Annotated in this window: 15 protein-coding genes, 1 tRNA gene and 1 pseudogene; 7 read left to right on the top strand and 10 right to left on the bottom strand. The window is 45.6% G+C overall.

All coding sequences use genetic code 11. The features are described 5' to 3' along the window. Positions 1–32: 32 nt before the first annotated feature. Positions 33–683 (top strand): annotated as a pseudogene (locus M3085_RS11805) (acyltransferase); the annotation flags it as partial. A gap of 125 nt (positions 684–808) precedes the next feature. Here the strand turns inward: M3085_RS11805 and M3085_RS11800 are convergent. Together M3085_RS11800 and M3085_RS11795 are read right to left on the bottom strand one after the other, a co-directional pair. Continuing rightward, positions 809–1,555 carry a copper homeostasis protein CutC gene (locus M3085_RS11800; RefSeq protein ID WP_191709960.1) on the bottom strand — a complete coding sequence of 249 codons (747 nt, stop codon included), beginning with the start codon at positions 1,553–1,555 and terminating at the stop codon, positions 809–811. Between the two features lie 98 nt (positions 1,556–1,653). Continuing rightward, a tRNA-Arg gene (locus M3085_RS11795) sits at positions 1,654–1,725 on the bottom strand. A 228-nt stretch (positions 1,726–1,953) separates the two neighbouring features. Between M3085_RS11795 and asnA the strand changes: the two genes are divergently transcribed. Beyond that, positions 1,954–2,994: an aspartate--ammonia ligase gene (gene asnA, locus M3085_RS11790; protein WP_178257027.1), complete on the top strand. Its 1,041-nt coding sequence runs from the start codon at positions 1,954–1,956 to the stop codon at positions 2,992–2,994. Positions 2,995–3,078: 84 nt separating this feature from the next. Here asnA and M3085_RS11785 read toward each other — a convergent pair whose 3' ends face one another. From M3085_RS11785 to M3085_RS11775, 3 genes are all read right to left on the bottom strand, one after another. Continuing rightward, complete coding sequence (locus M3085_RS11785; RefSeq protein ID WP_178257028.1) at positions 3,079–5,835, bottom strand: putative LPS assembly protein LptD; 2,757 nt, start codon at positions 5,833–5,835, stop codon at positions 3,079–3,081. A 92-nt stretch (positions 5,836–5,927) separates the two neighbouring features. Further along, positions 5,928–6,464 (bottom strand): HD domain-containing protein, encoded by a 537-nt coding sequence (locus M3085_RS11780; RefSeq protein ID WP_178257029.1) that lies wholly within the window; start codon positions 6,462–6,464, stop codon positions 5,928–5,930. 77 nt (positions 6,465–6,541) lie between these two features. Then, on the bottom strand, positions 6,542–8,935 hold the full coding sequence (locus M3085_RS11775) for a TonB-dependent receptor domain-containing protein (RefSeq protein WP_249053096.1): 2,394 nt from the start codon (positions 8,933–8,935) through the stop codon (positions 6,542–6,544). A 188-nt stretch (positions 8,936–9,123) separates the two neighbouring features. On the opposite strand from M3085_RS11775, the gene M3085_RS11770 reads away from it, so the two are divergent. Further along, positions 9,124–10,293: an exo-beta-N-acetylmuramidase NamZ domain-containing protein gene (locus M3085_RS11770; RefSeq protein WP_249053095.1), complete on the top strand. Its 1,170-nt coding sequence runs from the start codon at positions 9,124–9,126 to the stop codon at positions 10,291–10,293. A 24-nt stretch (positions 10,294–10,317) separates the two neighbouring features. Here the strand turns inward: M3085_RS11770 and nadD are convergent, their stop codons facing one another. The 5 genes from nadD to M3085_RS11745 form a co-directional block, all read right to left on the bottom strand. Next, a complete protein-coding gene (nadD, locus tag M3085_RS11765; protein ID WP_191709962.1) occupies positions 10,318–10,911 on the bottom strand; it encodes a nicotinate (nicotinamide) nucleotide adenylyltransferase in 594 nt (197 codons plus the stop codon). Then, positions 10,893–11,075, bottom strand: a complete 183-nt coding sequence (locus tag M3085_RS11760) for a hypothetical protein (RefSeq protein WP_178257033.1) — start codon at positions 11,073–11,075, stop codon at positions 10,893–10,895. Before M3085_RS11760 ends, nadD begins: the two co-directional genes overlap by 19 nt. 9 nt (positions 11,076–11,084) lie before the next feature. Then, the gene (gene gmk / locus M3085_RS11755; RefSeq protein ID WP_178257034.1) at positions 11,085–11,648 is read right to left on the bottom strand and encodes a guanylate kinase; all 564 of its coding nucleotides are present in this window, start codon (positions 11,646–11,648) and stop codon (positions 11,085–11,087) included. 2 nt (positions 11,649–11,650) lie between these two features. Continuing rightward, the gene (locus M3085_RS11750; protein WP_178257035.1) at positions 11,651–12,526 is read right to left on the bottom strand and encodes a YicC/YloC family endoribonuclease; all 876 of its coding nucleotides are present in this window, start codon (positions 12,524–12,526) and stop codon (positions 11,651–11,653) included. A 256-nt stretch (positions 12,527–12,782) separates the two neighbouring features. Beyond that, positions 12,783–13,808 carry a threonine aldolase family protein gene (locus M3085_RS11745; RefSeq protein ID WP_249053094.1) on the bottom strand — a complete coding sequence of 342 codons (1,026 nt, stop codon included), beginning with the start codon at positions 13,806–13,808 and terminating at the stop codon, positions 12,783–12,785. Between the two features lie 270 nt (positions 13,809–14,078). Here M3085_RS11745 and M3085_RS11740 point away from each other — a divergent pair, with 270 nt between their 5' ends. The 4 genes from M3085_RS11740 to tsaB all read left to right on the top strand — a co-directional run bounded on the left by M3085_RS11740 (position 14,079) and on the right by tsaB (position 17,231). Then, a complete protein-coding gene (locus M3085_RS11740; protein ID WP_191709963.1) occupies positions 14,079–14,723 on the top strand; it encodes a DedA family protein in 645 nt (214 codons plus the stop codon). A 23-nt stretch (positions 14,724–14,746) separates the two neighbouring features. Continuing rightward, complete coding sequence (locus tag M3085_RS11735) at positions 14,747–15,394, top strand: DUF47 domain-containing protein (RefSeq protein WP_178257038.1); 648 nt, start codon at positions 14,747–14,749, stop codon at positions 15,392–15,394. 31 nt (positions 15,395–15,425) lie between these two features. Next, positions 15,426–16,442 (top strand): inorganic phosphate transporter, encoded by a 1,017-nt coding sequence (locus M3085_RS11730; protein ID WP_191709964.1) that lies wholly within the window; start codon positions 15,426–15,428, stop codon positions 16,440–16,442. 99 nt (positions 16,443–16,541) lie between these two features. Then, the gene (gene tsaB / locus M3085_RS11725) at positions 16,542–17,231 is read left to right on the top strand and encodes a tRNA (adenosine(37)-N6)-threonylcarbamoyltransferase complex dimerization subunit type 1 TsaB (RefSeq protein ID WP_249053093.1); all 690 of its coding nucleotides are present in this window, start codon (positions 16,542–16,544) and stop codon (positions 17,229–17,231) included. The last annotated feature ends 4 nt before the right edge of the window (positions 17,232–17,235 follow it).

The following is a 17,235-nucleotide window of genomic DNA, read 5'->3' as shown; positions in this document are numbered from 1 at the left end:
GAATCGGGCAGATAAATTTAAGCGACAGGTTCTCCATTATCGGGAATGACAACCGTGTACTGATGCACTTCGATTCGGAAGAAAGTGCCGAAGAACTGTTGACGGGCGGAGGGTTTCTGCTCATCGTTAAAGGGAATGGAAACCGTGTGGACATGGGGACGGTTATCGTGCGCTGTTCCTCCATATTGGGGATGACGGGACTGAAACTTATCATCGGACAGTTGCCGGGGTTGGGAGCGGGTGTTTCGCGTACGGCTGACGGATGTAGCGTCACGATAGGGAACCGGGTGGTTATCAATGGTGTTACGCTTTACCTTCAGGAAGACGGCTCGCAGGTCAGTATCGGCGATGACAGTCAGTTGAGCTGGGGAGTGGACGTGTGGTGTACAGATGCGCATACGATAACGAACCTTGAGGGTGAGCCGGTTAATTATGCCGAAAGCATCGAGATAGGAAACCACGTTTGGATAGGAAAAGATGTAAAGATAGGCAAGAACGTGCGCATAGCCGATAACAGCATCGTAGGCTGGGGAAGCATCGTGACCAAACAGTTTGACGAACCGAATGTAATTCTGGCGGGAAACCCGGCGCGGATTGTGAAACGCGGCATAAACTGGGACCGCAAATGTATCAATAAATATCTGAAAGAATTTACGTCGAAAAAGACATTGGAACAGGGTTGAAAACCCGTTTCGGGTGACTAAAAAACGCAAGCGGTAGCGTAAGGTAACGCATACGGTAAGACTTGTCATTTCTACCGCTAATGTTGCCTTACGCTACCGCTTGTGTTTCGGAGGGAAAAACGGCGTCAGTCTATGCGCAGTGCATCAATCGTGTTACGCACACGGCGTGAGGTAGTTACAGGGTGCATGTACTCGTCGGCATCCGTGCCGCCCATCGAAAGCGCCGGGTTGCGCACCTTCATGAGGCTTTCTTTGTTTTCGCGTGCCGAGAAATGAAATTCGGAGGCTTGCGTGCGTTTGGCAAGTTCGGCGATGTTCGACTCATTGACACCGCATCCCGGCATGATGATGATTCTGCCGTCTGCCTGTTTTACCAATTCGGCAAGCAGGCCGGCACCTTGCAGGGCAGTAGGTTGCTGTCCGGAAGTCAGGATACGGTTCACACCCAAGTCGATTAGCTGTTCAAGCGTCTGTTTCGGGTCTTTTACGTAATCAAACGCGCGGTGGAAAGTGACCGACATTCCTTCCGAAGCCTTCATCAGGCGTTTCATGGCAGGCATATCCAATTCGCCTTCCGGAGTAAGGCAGCCAAACACTACGCCGTCGGCTCCTGCCTCACGCGCTGCGCGGATGTCTTCTTCCATGATATCCAGTTCCAGCGGCGTGTAAAGAAAATCGCCTCCCCGCGGGCGGATGATAACATGTAAACGGATGTCGATAAGTTTGCGGGCAAGTTTGATTTCTCCCAACGAGGGGGTAGTCCCGCCTTCGGGCATTGACGCACATAATTCTACGCGGTGTGCCCCGCCTTCTTGAGCGGCGATGCAGCTTTCTGCCGAGTTTGCACAGATTTCAAACGTGTAATTCTTCATGATAACTATGTATAAAATAAAACACGGATTGCGCGTAGGCACGGAATCGTTGTCCGTGTAATCCGCGCAATCCGTGCGAAAAAATGAAAATAAGTAAGTACACCCGTGGGGAGTCGAACCCCAATCGATGGAACCGGAATCCATTATTCTATCCATTGAACTACGGGTGCAATTTTGAATTTGCTGGGCAAAAGTACAATTTATTAGTGTTTCTTCCTAATATTTCGCTTATTTTTTTTCTGTTCTTTATTGAGCGGGCAACAGAAAAAGGTTGGTTACAAAATTTTATGTATAGTAAAGCATGGATATACATTTTGATTAGTTTTCTGTAAAATATATTGCAATTTTGTAAAATATATCTATCTTTGCCAAACATTATAATTAATAAACAAACTGATATGAGTTACCTTATAAAGCCTGTAAATTATCATCCTTTGCTCGATATGAAACAAACCGAGCTGGGCATTAAACAGATAAAAGAGTTTTTTCAGCAAAACCTTTCGTCGGAATTACGCTTGCGCCGGGTTACCGCTCCGCTGTTCGTATTGAAGGGAATGGGTATAAACGATGACTTGAGTGGAACAGAGCGTCCGGTTACTTTCCCTATCAAAGACTTGGGCGACCGTCAGGCGGAAGTGGTTCATTCGCTTGCCAAATGGAAGCGGGTTACGCTGGCAGATTATCACATTGAGCCGGGGTATGGCATTTATACAGACATGAACGCCATCCGTGCGGATGAAGAGTTGGGCAACCTGCATTCGCTCTATGTCGACCAATGGGACTGGGAGCGTGTTATTACGCCGGAGCAACGTAGCATTGATTTCTTGAAAAATATCGTTACGCGCATTTATTCTGCCATGCGTCGCACGGAGTACATGATTTGTGAAATGTATCCGCAAATCAAATCGTTTCTTGCGCATGACATTCATTTTATCCATGCCGAAGAGTTGCTTCGGATGTATCCCGATAAGACACCGAAAGAACGTGAAAACTTGATTACGGAACGCTACGGCAGTGTGTTTATCATCGGTATCGGATGTAAGTTGAGCGACGGAAAGCCTCACGACTTGCGTGCCCCGGATTATGATGACTATACGACAGTTGACCCGAAAACAGGATTGCCCGGATTGAATGGCGACCTTTTGGTATGGAACGATGTGTTGGGGCGTGCGCTTGAATTGTCATCGATGGGTATCCGTGTGGATAAGGCGGCACTGCTGAAACAGTTGGAGCTGTCGGGCAAAGAAGAACGTTTGAAACTGTACTTCCATAAACGCTTGATGGAAGGTTCGCTTCCGCTCAGCATCGGTGGCGGTATCGGTCAGTCACGCTTGTGTATGCTTTATCTGAAGAAAGCGCATATCGGAGAAATTCAAGCTAGTATTTGGCCGGAAGACATGCGTGAAGAATGCGCCAAATTAGAGATGCAGTTAATTTGATGGCGCATAGGTAAAAACGGCGAATGGGAAATCGGAGACACGTGTTTGACTCGATTTCCCATTCGCCGTTTTATTGTATGATGATTAGTACCATGTCACTGCACTACCCGTATTGCTTCGTTGGTCCCACTTCAGGGCATCGGTCAGCATACTTGAGTTGGCGCGGATAGAGAAGTTGTAAGAGGTAAACGGACCGAACACCAAACCGCAACTCATGTTAAAACAGTGGAGGTCGCGGGTAATGTTAAGGGTTGTCATTGACATTTCTTTCGAGGTAAAGTCATATCCCGTAGAGTAATTCATATTCCAGCGGCTTCCTATCTTGAAGTTACCCGAAACGTTGAGCGAGTGAGTGAGCGAATACGGGTAACGCATCTTCTTGATATTGAATTTCTCCCGGTCGCGGTTTTCGCGGATGCTGTAACTGTAACTCAAACTGATGCTCCACGGAAACTTGAAAGCCAAATAGCCGTCGGTATCGACAGAAGCCTTTTCGGTTTTACGCATGTTTCCTTTGTTTGTTTCTTCTTCAGTATTTTCCTCGTCTGTTTCTTCTTCGGTATTCTCTTTATCGGTGTCTGTTTTTTCTTCGGTTTTATCTTTTTTGCCGAACAGTTTCTTAAACGTATCGTTATTCAGCGTATATGAGAACGAACCGCTATATCCCTGAAAACGTCCGAAGCGTCCGTATGACCATTCCGTGCGGTCGCCTTCCACGATGTTTCCGTCTTCGTCAAACTGATAAGCATACGTAGCAAACGATGCGTTCATGTTAAACGTATAGCTCTTTGTCAGCTTCAGGCGGAGGTTCATGCTCAAGTCACTCCACCGCTTGTTGGCTACGTCGTAAGAAAGCGTTGCGCCTAATTGGTCAATCAAACTTATTTTCTTGTATCCCGTAGAGTCTTTATCAGATTTCATCTTCATCTCGATGTTGTTGTCAACCGAGAAGTTGATGCTCTGCGAAGATCCTTTTGTGGAAGGATATCCGTATACAGCCCCCTCGTAAGGAGAATACTCCACGGTGCGCACTTCGCCGTCTTCATCGGTATATGTGTACGTGTCGAAATAGCCGTAACGCTTCTTGCTGAAGTCGGGAGTATACGTATAGCTGATGGTAGGCGTAAATACGTGACGTATCTGAAGCTCTTTGCTCTTCATGAACAGCGGTTTATACATACCGTAAAGTTTCGTGTTCATCTGGAGCGAGAGATTGTAGTCGTACACGCGGTTAAACCCGTTGATGGTATCACGGCGTACATGGTCGCTCGATGTGGGGCTTGGGTCATAACTTTGTTTTACCTTACGCAAGTACCACCGTTCGGTGTAGTTGAACGAAGGAACTACATTGATATACTTAAACAGGTTGAACGTAGCAGAGACGGGTATTTTATGCTGCATACCATTTTCCCATTGTGTAAGAGGGGTCTTAAACAAGAGGTTATCTTTCGTGTTAATCGAGTTGGTCATCGTACCGGTATACTGGAACGAAATCTTTTCATACCAACGTTCGTCGCCTACCGCCTTTTTACGTTTGAACGGATAAATACGGTTTAACGAAATGTTTACGTCCGGCAAAGTCATGTTGATAGAGGAGTCTCTGGTATTCTGAGTAATGTTAAATGTTCCTGAAATATTCAAACCTATTTCCGGAAAAGTACGCGAATAACTTACACTGGATGCTTTAGTGTTTTGTGAATATGCCTGCGGATTATACAATGTACTCAAACTTGAACGGTCATAACTGCTGGTAGCAAAATTGACACTTGCCGAGAATGAGCTGTTCGGATTGGCTTTGGCATCCTGACGGTGGCTCCACTGAATGCGGAAGTCTTTCGATACTGAATAGTCGGGCATACCCTTTTCACCGGTTTTGGTTACCAGATAGCTGGCATTGAATGATCCGCTGAACTTATAACGCTTGTTGTAATTCGAAGCAGCCGAGAGTCCCCACGACCCTTTGGTAAAGATTTCTCCCAATACCTTTAAGTCCATCTGGTCGCTAATGGCAAAATAATATCCTCCGTCGCGCAGGTAAAATCCTCGGTTCATTTCATCTCCGTACGTAGGCATAATGAATCCTGAAGAATAACTGCTGTTGAACGGGAAGAAACCAAACGGGACGGCGATGGGCAGTGGAACATCTTCTACTACTAACTGCGCCGGACCGAAAACCACGTTTTTCTTTGGGCGTACTTTCGCCATGGCGAGTTTCAGGTAGAAGTGAGGATGGTCATGGTTATCGCAGGTGGTATATTTTCCGTGACGCATGTAGATTTCATCATCTGCACCTTTTTTACCTTCCTCACTGGTAACATATCCTTCGCCCTGCTGTGTTACAATGTTGTTGATAAATCCTTTTTTGGTTTTGAAGTTGTAACGCATGATTTTCGATTCGTAAGGCGTTTCGCCATCTTTGAAAATCGGCAATCCTGTTTCTACCCCGGCAGTGTCTGCCACGCCTCGGGCATATACCGTACTGCTATCCATATTCATAGATATGATAGCCGAAGTAAGTTCGATATTTTGGTATGTTACTTTTCCCTCACCATACAGATGGGCATATCCTTCTTTTGTGAATACGATGGAGTCGGCAGCTTCGTATACTACCGGCGCGTCGAGCGGTTCTTTCTTTTCATTGTCCGTAGAATCTAAAGCCAGCGAGTCGAGCATCAGCGAGTCTGACACAAGCGAATCTCTCTGTAAGGAGTCGGTGGCAACCACTTTGTTTTGTCGTGCCCTCTTTCCCCTTACACGCTGGGCTTCGGCGTAGAACGAAAAGAAAAAGCCCACGAAAAATAAGGATATCAGAATGTATGTAGTTCTTCTAAATGATGTCATCACTAATTATTTACAGAACATAATGCCTGCAAAAGTAAGCATTCTGCCCCAAATAAAAGCGAAAGCTCCGGTTTTTAATGTATTTTTTTATTCTATAAGAACAACTTACACCATGTATCGAAGCGTATCACCCCTTCTTCGCCATGTTTTTCGATGCTTTTGCGTGCCTTTTCGATGCTTTTTTCACGGTCAAGGTGCGTTTTCGAGAAAAACTTGTCGGCGAAGCAGATAATCTGTTCTTCCAAGCTGAGCGGAATCATTTCGCGGTGAGGAATGGGAAGATTTTGTTCTTCAATACGTTGTAGTGAAATACCTGCGCCCGTATGTCGTTCGCAAACCAAAGCGTGTCGCGGATATCCTTCGGCTTTCAGGAGTTCCGAACCTAAATAGCCATGACAGATGTAAGGGTGTGTACCGAAGCAGTATATTTCTTTCGCGTCGGTCTGGAAGATTCCGATGTCGTGCAGCATGGCAGCTTCTTCAATAAACTGCAAGTCCAGCTCCAGTTCGGGATGCCTGCGAGCCATATCCAGTGCCTTATCGGTTACCGAGCGGCTATGAGTAATCAGAATATGCTTTAGTTCGCTGTCTTCCGGGTAATATTTGTTTATCAAGTCAATCGGATTCATGGTTTTTACTTTTGGTATTTTGTTGGCAAAGGTAATGTTTTAATTGATTCCGTTGCCATACAATCTTTTTTTCGTTACTATAATCTATCTATTTCATTGAAATGGCTGCTATGCTTGCTGTTTTTTTCACGACCGAATCTGTAAGTAATGTTCAGTTTGACTTGTCTTGACTCGCTCTTGCCCCAGTTCCATAACTTGAAACCGCTGAACGAACTGTAATTATCCCAACGATTGGTCCAGAAAATATCACTCATGGCGAGGTTTATCGTCCATTTCCGGTTAGCAAAACTCTTACTGAATCCAATGTCTACATATCCCGATGGTTCGATGTATTCATTCGATGCTCCTAATCGTTTTGTGCTGTACGAACCGTTCAGTTCCATTTGGATTTGCCACGGCAGGCGGATGGTATTCTGTATTGAGAAGATGCCGGCAAAACCGTCCAGATTAAATAGACGGAATCGGTCGAACGCAATGTCGTTTTTCACGTAATATCCTATCAAGTTCAGATTCATTTCCCACCATTGTGTCGGGGTAATTCCCTGAAATAGCGTAAGCGATATACGTTGTTGCTTACCGATGTTGCGCGGCGTCATAATCACTTTATTCACCGACAGTGTATCAGTTATCTGAGCTTTGTAGTCTTTCATGTACGAGTACGATGCCGTCAGCGCCGTGCGTTTATGCGAGTATGTAACAGCGACCCGATGTGTTTTCTGAGGCGTGAGAAACGGATTCCCTTTCCAATATGAGAGTTCATCCAGCAGGTATTCGAATGGATTTAAATCCTGATAAGCCGGGCGATCAATGCGACTGGCGTAACTCAGAGTCAGCGCATGATGATCATTAATCTGATAATTAAGATTGAACGTTGGAAAAAGATTAAAGTAATCACGCTCGTTTTCTTCATCTCTTTTGCCGCTTACGGCGTGAAGTTTGCCGTCAGAGAAGGTATATTCACCTCGTAGTCCTGCCTCCAGACTAAACTTTTCTCCGATGGAATGAGTGTATAAAATATAGGCTGCCAATATTTGCTCTTTATATCGGAAGTCGTTCGACTGGGAGGCATCAATGATTTCCGCTCCATCTGCCACATTGTAAAACTGATATCCGTTGTCGGCATTGACAGACGAGAATTTAATTCCCGATTTTACTTCGCCGTTCCACAGCGGATGCTGTTGGTCGTACGACAGAGCGTAGATGTGTATATTCCGGCTATTGACCGATTTGTAGAGGTTATCTTGTGCCACTGTTCCGTTCGGCAATACGTACGTGTTCGGTTGCAGGTTGCCCGAACCGCCGTCGAACCACGCATAATTGAAATCTGCAGTGTAGCTCACACCCTCTTTCGGAATAGCCGTGTAGTAAAGATTCCCTCCGTATCGGTTTCCTTTCTGCTTGTAATAATCATTTCCGGCGTAAAGCGTCTGCTCCAGCGTATGGGTTTCAGCATCTCTGATTTTAGTTATGGTATGGGTCTGTCCCGGTCCGAACAGGGTGTTTATGTCTATGTGTCCGCCGATGGTCTGTTTGTCAGTCAGAGCATATTCCAGATTCAAGCTACCGGATATGGTTTTGCGTTTGTCTGTGTCTTGGGTAGGACTGTAATAATCTTTCCCGTTTTGGACGCGTTGCATCCCGTAATCCATGTCGTAATAACCGAAAGCATGATTGTAACTACCCGATAGACTGATTTTGTTTTGGGTGTAGCTAAACGAAAGTTCAGTATTTTCTCTTAAATTTTTCCAATAAGACACACCATTATTGATGGAAAAGAAAAAACCTTCTGATTTCTTCCGGTTCATATTGATATTAATAATTCCTCCCGAACCTTCCGCATCGTATTGTGCCGAAGGGTTATGTATTACCTCCACCGATGCGACTTCTGCCGACGGCGTAGCTTTCAACAACGTAACTAGTTCGTCTTTTTGCATGTATGTTTGTTTTCCGTTAAGAATGACCAGTACGTTGTTTTTCCCGCCGATGCTGATATTGTTTTCTCCGTCTACGAAAACGCCCGGTGTTTTTTTCAGTACCTCAAGTGCCGTACTTCCTGCAACAATGCTGCTGTTTTTTGGAATGAAAATCATTTTCCCCTTTTCGATTTTAATGGAAGGCGACTGCTTTTCACCCACTACTACCACTTCGTCTAATTTGAAATTTTCGGAATGTAACCGGATAGTTGGGATAACGGTATCTGATGCTACATAAAAAGGTTGGCTTATATAAGATTGGAAACCAAGACTGCTTATGTAGATTTGCATATTTCCTGTGGCATTCAGGGTGTATGTTCCGTCGGGCGAAGTGATACCTTGCCGGATGGCATTTCCGTTTTCGGGATTCATCAATACTACTACGGCTGCATCAAGCGGAGAACCGATTGAGTCGGTGATTGTGCCTTTTACCAGATGCTGTGCAAACAAGCTAATGCTGGGGAGTAAAAATATTAACGATAGAAGTGCTTTTTTCATAGATTGGAGATGTTCGGTTTTTATTGGATTTATATAAAATGATTTATTCGTTATGTTTTTGTTGTCCCTGCAGAGTGTATAAATGAGATGCTATATTGCTGTTCTCTTGTTTTGTAGTTTTCTTCCATTGCTGTGAAAAATAAAAATGTATCTTTGTGCAAAGATATGCTATTTATTTTATGTTGGATATGAAACTTAAAATCTTTCTGTTCTCATGTATTTGGTTGGTTACGGCGATTCAGTCAGCCGCTCTTCGTACCGGTGCCGAACGTTTGGATGTTTTGCTGCCTCTGATTGAAGGGAAGCGCGTGTCGCTGGTAGTAAATCAGACATCGCTGTGTGGCGGTGCGCATTTGCTTGATACGCTGTACAGTCGTGGAGTGAAAATCGTGCAGATATTTGCTCCTGAGCATGGTTTTCGGGGAGATGCCGACGCAGGCGCAACGGTGAAAAACGGTAGAGACGGTAAGACAGGCATTCCGATAACCTCACTTTACGGGAAAAATAAAAAGCCGCAGCCTGCCCAGCTTGCGGAAACCGATGCGGTGGTTTTCGATATTCAGGACGTGGGAGCGCGCTTCTATACCTATATCAGTACCCTTTATTACGTGATGCAGGCTTGTGCCGAACAGGGCAAAGAGGTGGTGGTGCTCGATCGCCCGAACCCGTGTGACTACGTGGACGGTCCGGTGCTGAAGCCTGCGTATAAAAGTTTCGTAGGAATGTTGCCTATCCCCGTGGTTCACGGTTGTACCGTAGGCGAGATGGCTCAGATGATAAACGGGGAAGGATGGTTAGGCGCAGGGCTTACCTGCCCGCTGACAGTGGTAAGCGTGGAAGGGTGGAAGCACGGACAGCCCTATTCGCTTCCGGTAAAACCGTCGCCCAATTTGCCCAACGACCAAGCCATAGCCCTTTATCCCTCGCTGTGTCCCTTCGAGGGAACTTCGGTCAGTATCGGTCGCGGAACGCCTTATCCTTTCCAAGTGTACGGAAGTCCGCAGATGAAAGTGTTCAGTTTCCGTTTCATGCCCCGCCCCACGAAAGGCTCGGACATGAATCCGCTCCATAAAAACACGTATTGCTACGGGCGAGACCTGCGAGGTGTATCCGCTCCGAAGGGTTTTTCGTTGCGATATGTGTTAGATGCTTATCGGCATTACCGGAGCTTTACCGATAATCCGGAGAAATCATTCTTCACCCGCCCCCGTTGGTTCGACTTACTGATGGGAACCAATCAGGTACGCCTCGATATATTGAAAGGAAAGACGGAGGAAGAAATCCGCGCGGCTTGGCAGGAAGACCTGAACCGTTACCGTGAAATGCGCGGCAAGTATTTGTTGTACGAAGAAGAATAAGAGGGATTCAGAGGAGCAAAAATGTCAAGATTTGCGGTAAAGTTTTTGTTCTTCAATCATTTTCCAAACCTCCGGATGCAGGAAGTATCGGATGTCTTTCCCTGCCTCGATGCTACGTCGGATGAATGTAGCACTGATTTCCAGCAAAGGAGTATCGACCGCTTTGGCACGGGCAGGAAGCGATTCGGGAGCAACCTCATACGGACGGCGCGGATAAATCAGCAGGTGATGATGCGCCAAGATTTCTTCCGGCGACTTCCATTGCGCAAAAGAGGCCCAATTATCTGCCCCGATGATAAGATAAAACTCGCGGTCGGGATAGGCTTCTGCCAGATGATGAAGCGTATTGACCGTATAAGAAGGGCGGGGGAGACGGAACTCGAAATCGGAAGCCACGAAACGCGGATAGCCTGCCACGGCTCTGCGCACCATTTCCAGCCGCAGGTCGTCGCCCAGCAATTCCGCTTTTTGCTTGAACGGATTCTGAGGAGTGACGAGAAACCATACCTCGTCCACTTCCCCATATTCGCATAAATAATTCGCCAAAGCCAGATGTCCGATGTGGATCGGATTGAACGAACCGCTGAATACCCCTGTTCTTATAGGCTTTTTTTCCATTTCCGGTAATTCACGATTTGCCATGCCGCAACGAGTATCATGGCTACGGCGATGATATATTCTTGTTTGGCAAGTGCCACGATTCCTACCGCCAGTGCAGCCAGTCCGATGAGGATACACACAATCAGCATGAACTGCAGCATCTTTCTTGGGTTTTTTATCATATCCTTTCTTTATTGTTTGATGAAGTTACTGATTATTTTTAACGCTTCGGCTTCAGCCGCTTCAAGTTTGTCATTTATAATTCTTACATCAAACTTGTCGGCGTAGCTCAATTCAAATTCGGCTTTGGCAATGCGGCTCTCTATTACTTCAGGCGCATCCGTTCCGCGTCCGTTGAGGCGTTTGCGCAGTTCCTCTACCGAAGGCGGCTGAATGAAAACCGACAAGGCGCGGTCGCCATAATATTGTTTGATGTTACATCCGCCTACCACGTCTACATCGAAAATCACATTCTGTCCTGCTTCTAACTGTTTTTCCACCTGTGCTTTCAGCGTGCCGTAAAAGCGGTCTTTGTAAACCTCTTCGTATTCCAGAAATTCGCCGTTGGCAATGCGTTGCCTGAACTCTTCCGGAGTGAGGAAAAAATATTCAACCCCGTTTTGTTCCGTACCGCGGGGCGGACGGCTGGTTGCCGAGATAGAAAAAGCAAGGTTTAAATTTTGAGTTAGCAGGTAGTTGATGATGGTCGATTTTCCTGAACCCGACGGGGCGGAGAAGATGATTAGTTTTCCCATACTTATAAAACGTTTAAAACTTGTTCTTTTATTTGTTCCAGTTCATCCTTCATCTGCACCACGATATTCTGCATTTCGGCATGATTTGATTTGCTGCCCGTGGTATTGATTTCACGTCCCATTTCTTGGGCGATGAATCCCAGTTTTTTACCCTGTCCGTGTCCGCCCGCCATTGTTTCGCGGAAATACTTCAGGTGATTCGTCAAGCGCTGTTTTTCTTCATTGATATCCAGCTTCTCGATGTAATAAATCAATTCCTGCTCCAAGCGGTTTTTGTCATAATCAGTATTCAGCGTTTTTTCCAATGCTTCGGTAATGCGTTCGCGAACTTTGCTTACCCGTTCTTTTTCAAACGGCTCGATGGATTTCAGAAGACGTTCGATGTTGTCAATTTTTTCAGTGAATTTTTTCTCTAAGGCTTTGCCTTCCTGCTTTCTGAAATCGGTAAGGTTGGTTAGAGCATCTTCGATTACCTTGCGTACTACCACCCATTCTTCTTCTTCCAATTCTTGCACATCTACCCGCGTCAGTACATCGGGCATACGAAGCAACGTTGCAAACCAGTCGGCGGGAAGCGGAATGTTACAACTATCGGAGATTGTCTTTATCTGATTGTAATAATTCTCTATTAAGGCGACGTTTATCGGGGTGGCGATTTCGGCGGTGTCTTTTTCCACCCATAAGCTGAAATCCACTTTTCCACGTTCCAATGTCTGTGATACCAAGTTACGGATTTCCATTTCTTTTTCTCGATAAAGAGGAGCGATGCGCGTAGATAAGTCCATCGCCTTGCTATTTAGCGATTTTATTTCAACATGAATCTTTTTGCCTCCGAATACGGTTGTCGATTTGCCATATCCGGTCATTGATTGTATCATAATTTCTCAATTTTTTTAGTTGCTGCAAAGGTAGGAATTTTTATTGAGTGACTGTTTAAGAGCCTGTTTAAATTTTCCGATAAGGTATTCGGTGAAGGAGGAAATCGGGTTGGCTGTTTGCTCCTGAAAACCTATGGGTAGCGTTGCTTCGTCCAAGCGGTTGCGTTGCCTTGTTCTACCCATAGAATATACTCGTCCTATGGGTAGAATTTTCAGGTTTTGTTCCTTGTTGAAACAGAGAGTGTTACGCTTTCTCCTAAAGCAGGCTGATCAGCTCGTCGATGTCTTCGGGTCTGGTAGCCCAACTGGTGGCGAAACGGACCACTGCCGTATGATTTTCATGCTTCTCCCATACACTGAAGCGTACCTTCCGGCTCAGCTCGTCGACCTTTTCCATCGGGAGAGAAACAAAAAGCTGGTTGGTTTGCGGACGGATAAAAAACGTATATCCCCGCTCGGTCAGTGCCTGACGCAGCCGTGCAGCCATTTTGATGGCATGGCGTGAAATATCCAGATACAGCCCGTCGGTAAACAATGTATCAAACTGTATGCCCAACAAGCGTCCCTTTGCCAATAATGCCCCGTGACGCTTCACGATGGTAAAGAATTGCTTTACAATGCCCGGACGCGGGAAAACGACTGCCTCGCCGAACAATGCTCCCACTTTCGTGCCTCCGATGTAAAACACGTCGCATACCGATGCGATGGTTTCGAGCGTCACATCCGTCTCTTCGGCAGCCAGACCGTATCCCAAACGCGCCCCGTCTAAGAAGAGCGGCAAGCGGTATTCCTTGCATACGGCAGCAATGGCTTCCAGCTCACTCCGCGTATAAAGTGTTCCGTACTCCGTGGGATGAGAAAGATAAACCATTCCGGGATTCACCATGTGGGCATACGCTTCATCGGCAAAAAAGTTTTTCAGATACCGGCTTAACATCCCGGCTTCCATCTTGCCCTCCCGGTGCGGAACGGGTAAAACCTTGTGTCCGCCCGCCTCAATCGCTCCCGCCTCATGCTGGTTGATGTGTCCGGTTTCGGTGGCAACCACCCCCTCGTAAGGCCGGAGCAAAGCAGCTATCACCGTGGCGTTTGTTTGGGTTCCTCCTACTAAAAAATAAACTTCGGCGTCGGGACATCCGCAGGCTTGGCGTATCTTGCGGCGCGCTTCCTCACAGTAACAGTCTTCCGTATAACCCGGAGTTTTTTCCATATTGGTAGCGGCAAGACGCTCCATAATCAGCGGATGTGCGCCTTCCAAATAATCACATTCAAAATTTTGCATGGCTCTTGTTTATTTAAAATGTCAGGTAAAAGTACAGATTTTCTGTGAGACACGGCAAGAAGGCATATAAATTTTGTGTTTGATAGCATCGAAATAACAGATTATTTTGATAACTTTGCGCCCGTTATGACACAATGGATGTGCAACATACGATTAAGTCTGTTCATGACATCATGCCGAGGCTTCTTGTCGGAGGATATGAGTATATCTGCCTCGGGAATCTGTACGCTTACTTTTCTTTATCCGGACAACTCTTAATTTGAACTCTATATGGAATTTATCATTGACTTTATTTTGCATATCGACCGGTACATGATTGAAATAGTACAGGATTATCATTTGTGGACGTATGCAATTTTGTTCTTAATCATTTTCTGCGAAACCGGACTGGTTGTCACGCCCTTTCTTCCGGGCGATTCGCTGCTCTTCGTTTCGGGAGCGATTGCCGCTCAGCCCGATGTTCCACTCAGCGTGAATCTTTTAGCTTTGATTTTGTTTGCCGCTGCCGCCCTCGGAGACAGTTGCAACTACGAGATAGGGCGTTTCTTCGGGCACAAGCTGTTCAGGAATCCCCACTCCCGCATATTCAAGCAAGAATATCTGGAGAAAACCCACGACTTTTATCGGAAATACGGAGGAAAGACCATCGTTATCGCCCGTTTTGTTCCCATCGTGCGCACGCTGGCGCCTTTTGTAGCCGGAATGGGGAAAATGCACTATTATTATTTTATTGTATATAACCTGCTCGGCGCGGCAGCTTGGGTTGGCATATTCTGTTATGCCGGTTATTTCTTTGGCGACATTCCCTTTGTGCAAGAAAACTTAAAGCTGGTGCTGGTTGCCATTATTGTGATATCTATACTTCCTGCCGTAATCGAGACATTGCGCGCTAAACTGAAAGCAAATAAGAGATAAACTATAATTAAAAACTACTGCAAATGAAAAATTCATTCTTTAGCCGTTTTGCCCCTAAGGAAACTAAGTTTTTTCCGTTATTGAAACAATTGTCTGAAATCGTGTTGTCAGCTTCTGAGCTGTTAATGGAGAGTTTGAAACACGAATCTCCGGAAGAGAGAAGCGAATACTACAAGAAGATTAAAGACGTGGAACGACAGGGAGACCAGTTGACAAATCGTATTTTTGAAGAACTGGGGAAAACGTTTATCACCCCATTCGACAGAGAAGACATCCACGATTTGGCATCATCGACCGATGATATTATAGACTGTATAAACAGCGCAGCGAAGCGTATCGCCATCTATAATCCCCGTTCTATTTCGGATAGTGGCAAAGAGTTGGCTGTATTGATTCACGAAGGCGCTGTACATATATGTAAAGCGATGGATGAGCTGGAAACATTCTCGAAGAAACCCGCTTCGTTGCGCGAGTGTTGCTTACAGCTCCATCAGATAGAGAATCATGCCGACGATGTTTATGAACTGTTTATCACCCGACTTTTCCGCGAAGAGAAAGATTGCATCGAGATTCTTAAAACAAAAGAAATCATGCAGTGCTTAGAGAAGACAACCGATGCTGCCGAGCATGTAGGAAAAGTGTTGAAGAGCCTGATAGTGAAGTATGCTTAATTAAAACAACAGAAGCGGATAACATAAGTATATGGAACTATTAATAACCATCATCGTTTTAGCACTGATATTCGATTACATTAACGGATTTCATGATGCTGCGAACTCAATAGCGACAATCGTTTCTACTAAAGTCCTTACACCTTTTCAAGCTGTGGTGTGGGCGGCATGTTTTAATTTCGTGGCTTTTTTCATAGCCAAGTATATTATTGGCGATTTCGGTATCGCCAATACCGTATCGAAAACGGTTTTCGAAGATTACATCACCTTACCTATTATCTTGTCAGGAGTAATTGCCGCCATTATCTGGAATTTGTTTACTTGGTGGAAAGGAATTCCTTCTTCTTCGTCTCATACTTTGATTGGCGGATTTGCCGGTGCGGCAATCATGGCACACGGTTTTGAAGCCATACAGCTTAATATCATTCTGAAAATAGCAGCCTTTATTTTTCTTGCACCTTTTATTGGTATGATTGTGGCATTCGGATTTACGCTGATTGTCCTGAATCTGTGTAAGAAATCGCGCCCGCATACAGCCGAAATGTGGTTTAAGAAACTTCAGCTGGTTTCTTCCGCCTTGTTCAGTATCGGTCACGGACTGAATGATTCTCAGAAAGTGATGGGTATCATTGCTGCAGCGATGATAGCAGCCCATTCACAAGGGTTAGGTATGGGAATAAACAGCATAGCCGATTTGCCCGACTGGGTTGCCTTTTCTTGCTTTACAGCTATCTCGCTCGGAACCATGTCCGGAGGATGGAAAATTGTAAAGACGATGGGAAACAAGATTACGCGCGTTACTCCGCTCGAAGGCGTAGTAGCGGAAACAGCCGGTGCTTTTACGTTGTATCTCACTGAGTATTTGAAGATACCTGTCAGTACAACGCATACTATCACGGGAGCCATTATCGGTGTGGGAGCCACCAAACGCTTGTCGGCCGTTCGCTGGGGAGTTACCCGTAGCCTGATGACTGCTTGGGTATTAACAATACCTGTCAGCGCGCTGCTTGCCGCCGGAATTTATTTGGTTGTGAATCTCTTTTGTTAAGAATATATTTATTAACGGGCTTTAAAATCGTCCGAAGAAGAGAACGGAGTGCAAATAAAAATGTATATTTGCAGATTGCTAATAATTTAAGATTGTATTATGTCGTGTATTTTACATATTGAAACATCAACGGATGTATGTTCCGTAGCAGTGAGTCAGGACGGAGCTTCTATTTTTTCGAAAGAAGACTTCAACGGGCCTTCTCATGCTGTAACGTTAGGCGTCTTTGTAGACGAAGCGCTATCGTTTGCCGATAGTCATGCGATTCCGGTCGATGCAGTGGCAGTAAGCTGTGGTCCGGGGTCGTACACCGGACTGCGTATCGGGGTATCGATGGCGAAAGGTATCTGTTACGGACGTAATATTCCGCTTATCGGACTGCCTACACCGGAAGTAATGTGTGTTCCCATCTTGCTTTTTCATGACTTGCCGGAAGATGCATTGCTTTGTCCGATGATAGATGCACGGCGTATGGAAGTCTATGCAGTCGTTTACGACCGCTCTCTGAAAGCACAACGGGCTATTTCGGCTGATATTATCGATGAAAATTCATACGCCGGTTTTTTGGCAGAACATCCTGTTTACTTCTTTGGAAACGGTGCGGAGAAGTGTCGCTCGAAGCTGACGCATCCGAATGCCCATTTTATTGAAAATATAAATCCGCTGGCTAAGTGGATGTTTCCGCTTGCAGAAAAAGAGATGGCACGCGAAAACTTTAAAGATGTGGCATATTTTGAACCGTTCTATCTGAAAGAGTTTGTCACCTCTGTGCCTAAAAAACTTCTTTAAGCGG

Origin of the sequence: Bacteroides caecicola (genome assembly GCF_023337095.1) — a bacterium.
GTDB classification, from domain to species: domain Bacteria; phylum Bacteroidota; class Bacteroidia; order Bacteroidales; family Bacteroidaceae; genus Phocaeicola; species Phocaeicola gallinarum.
Note: the sequence above shows the minus strand (reverse complement) of the source record. Positions and strands in the feature narration are given on the sequence as shown.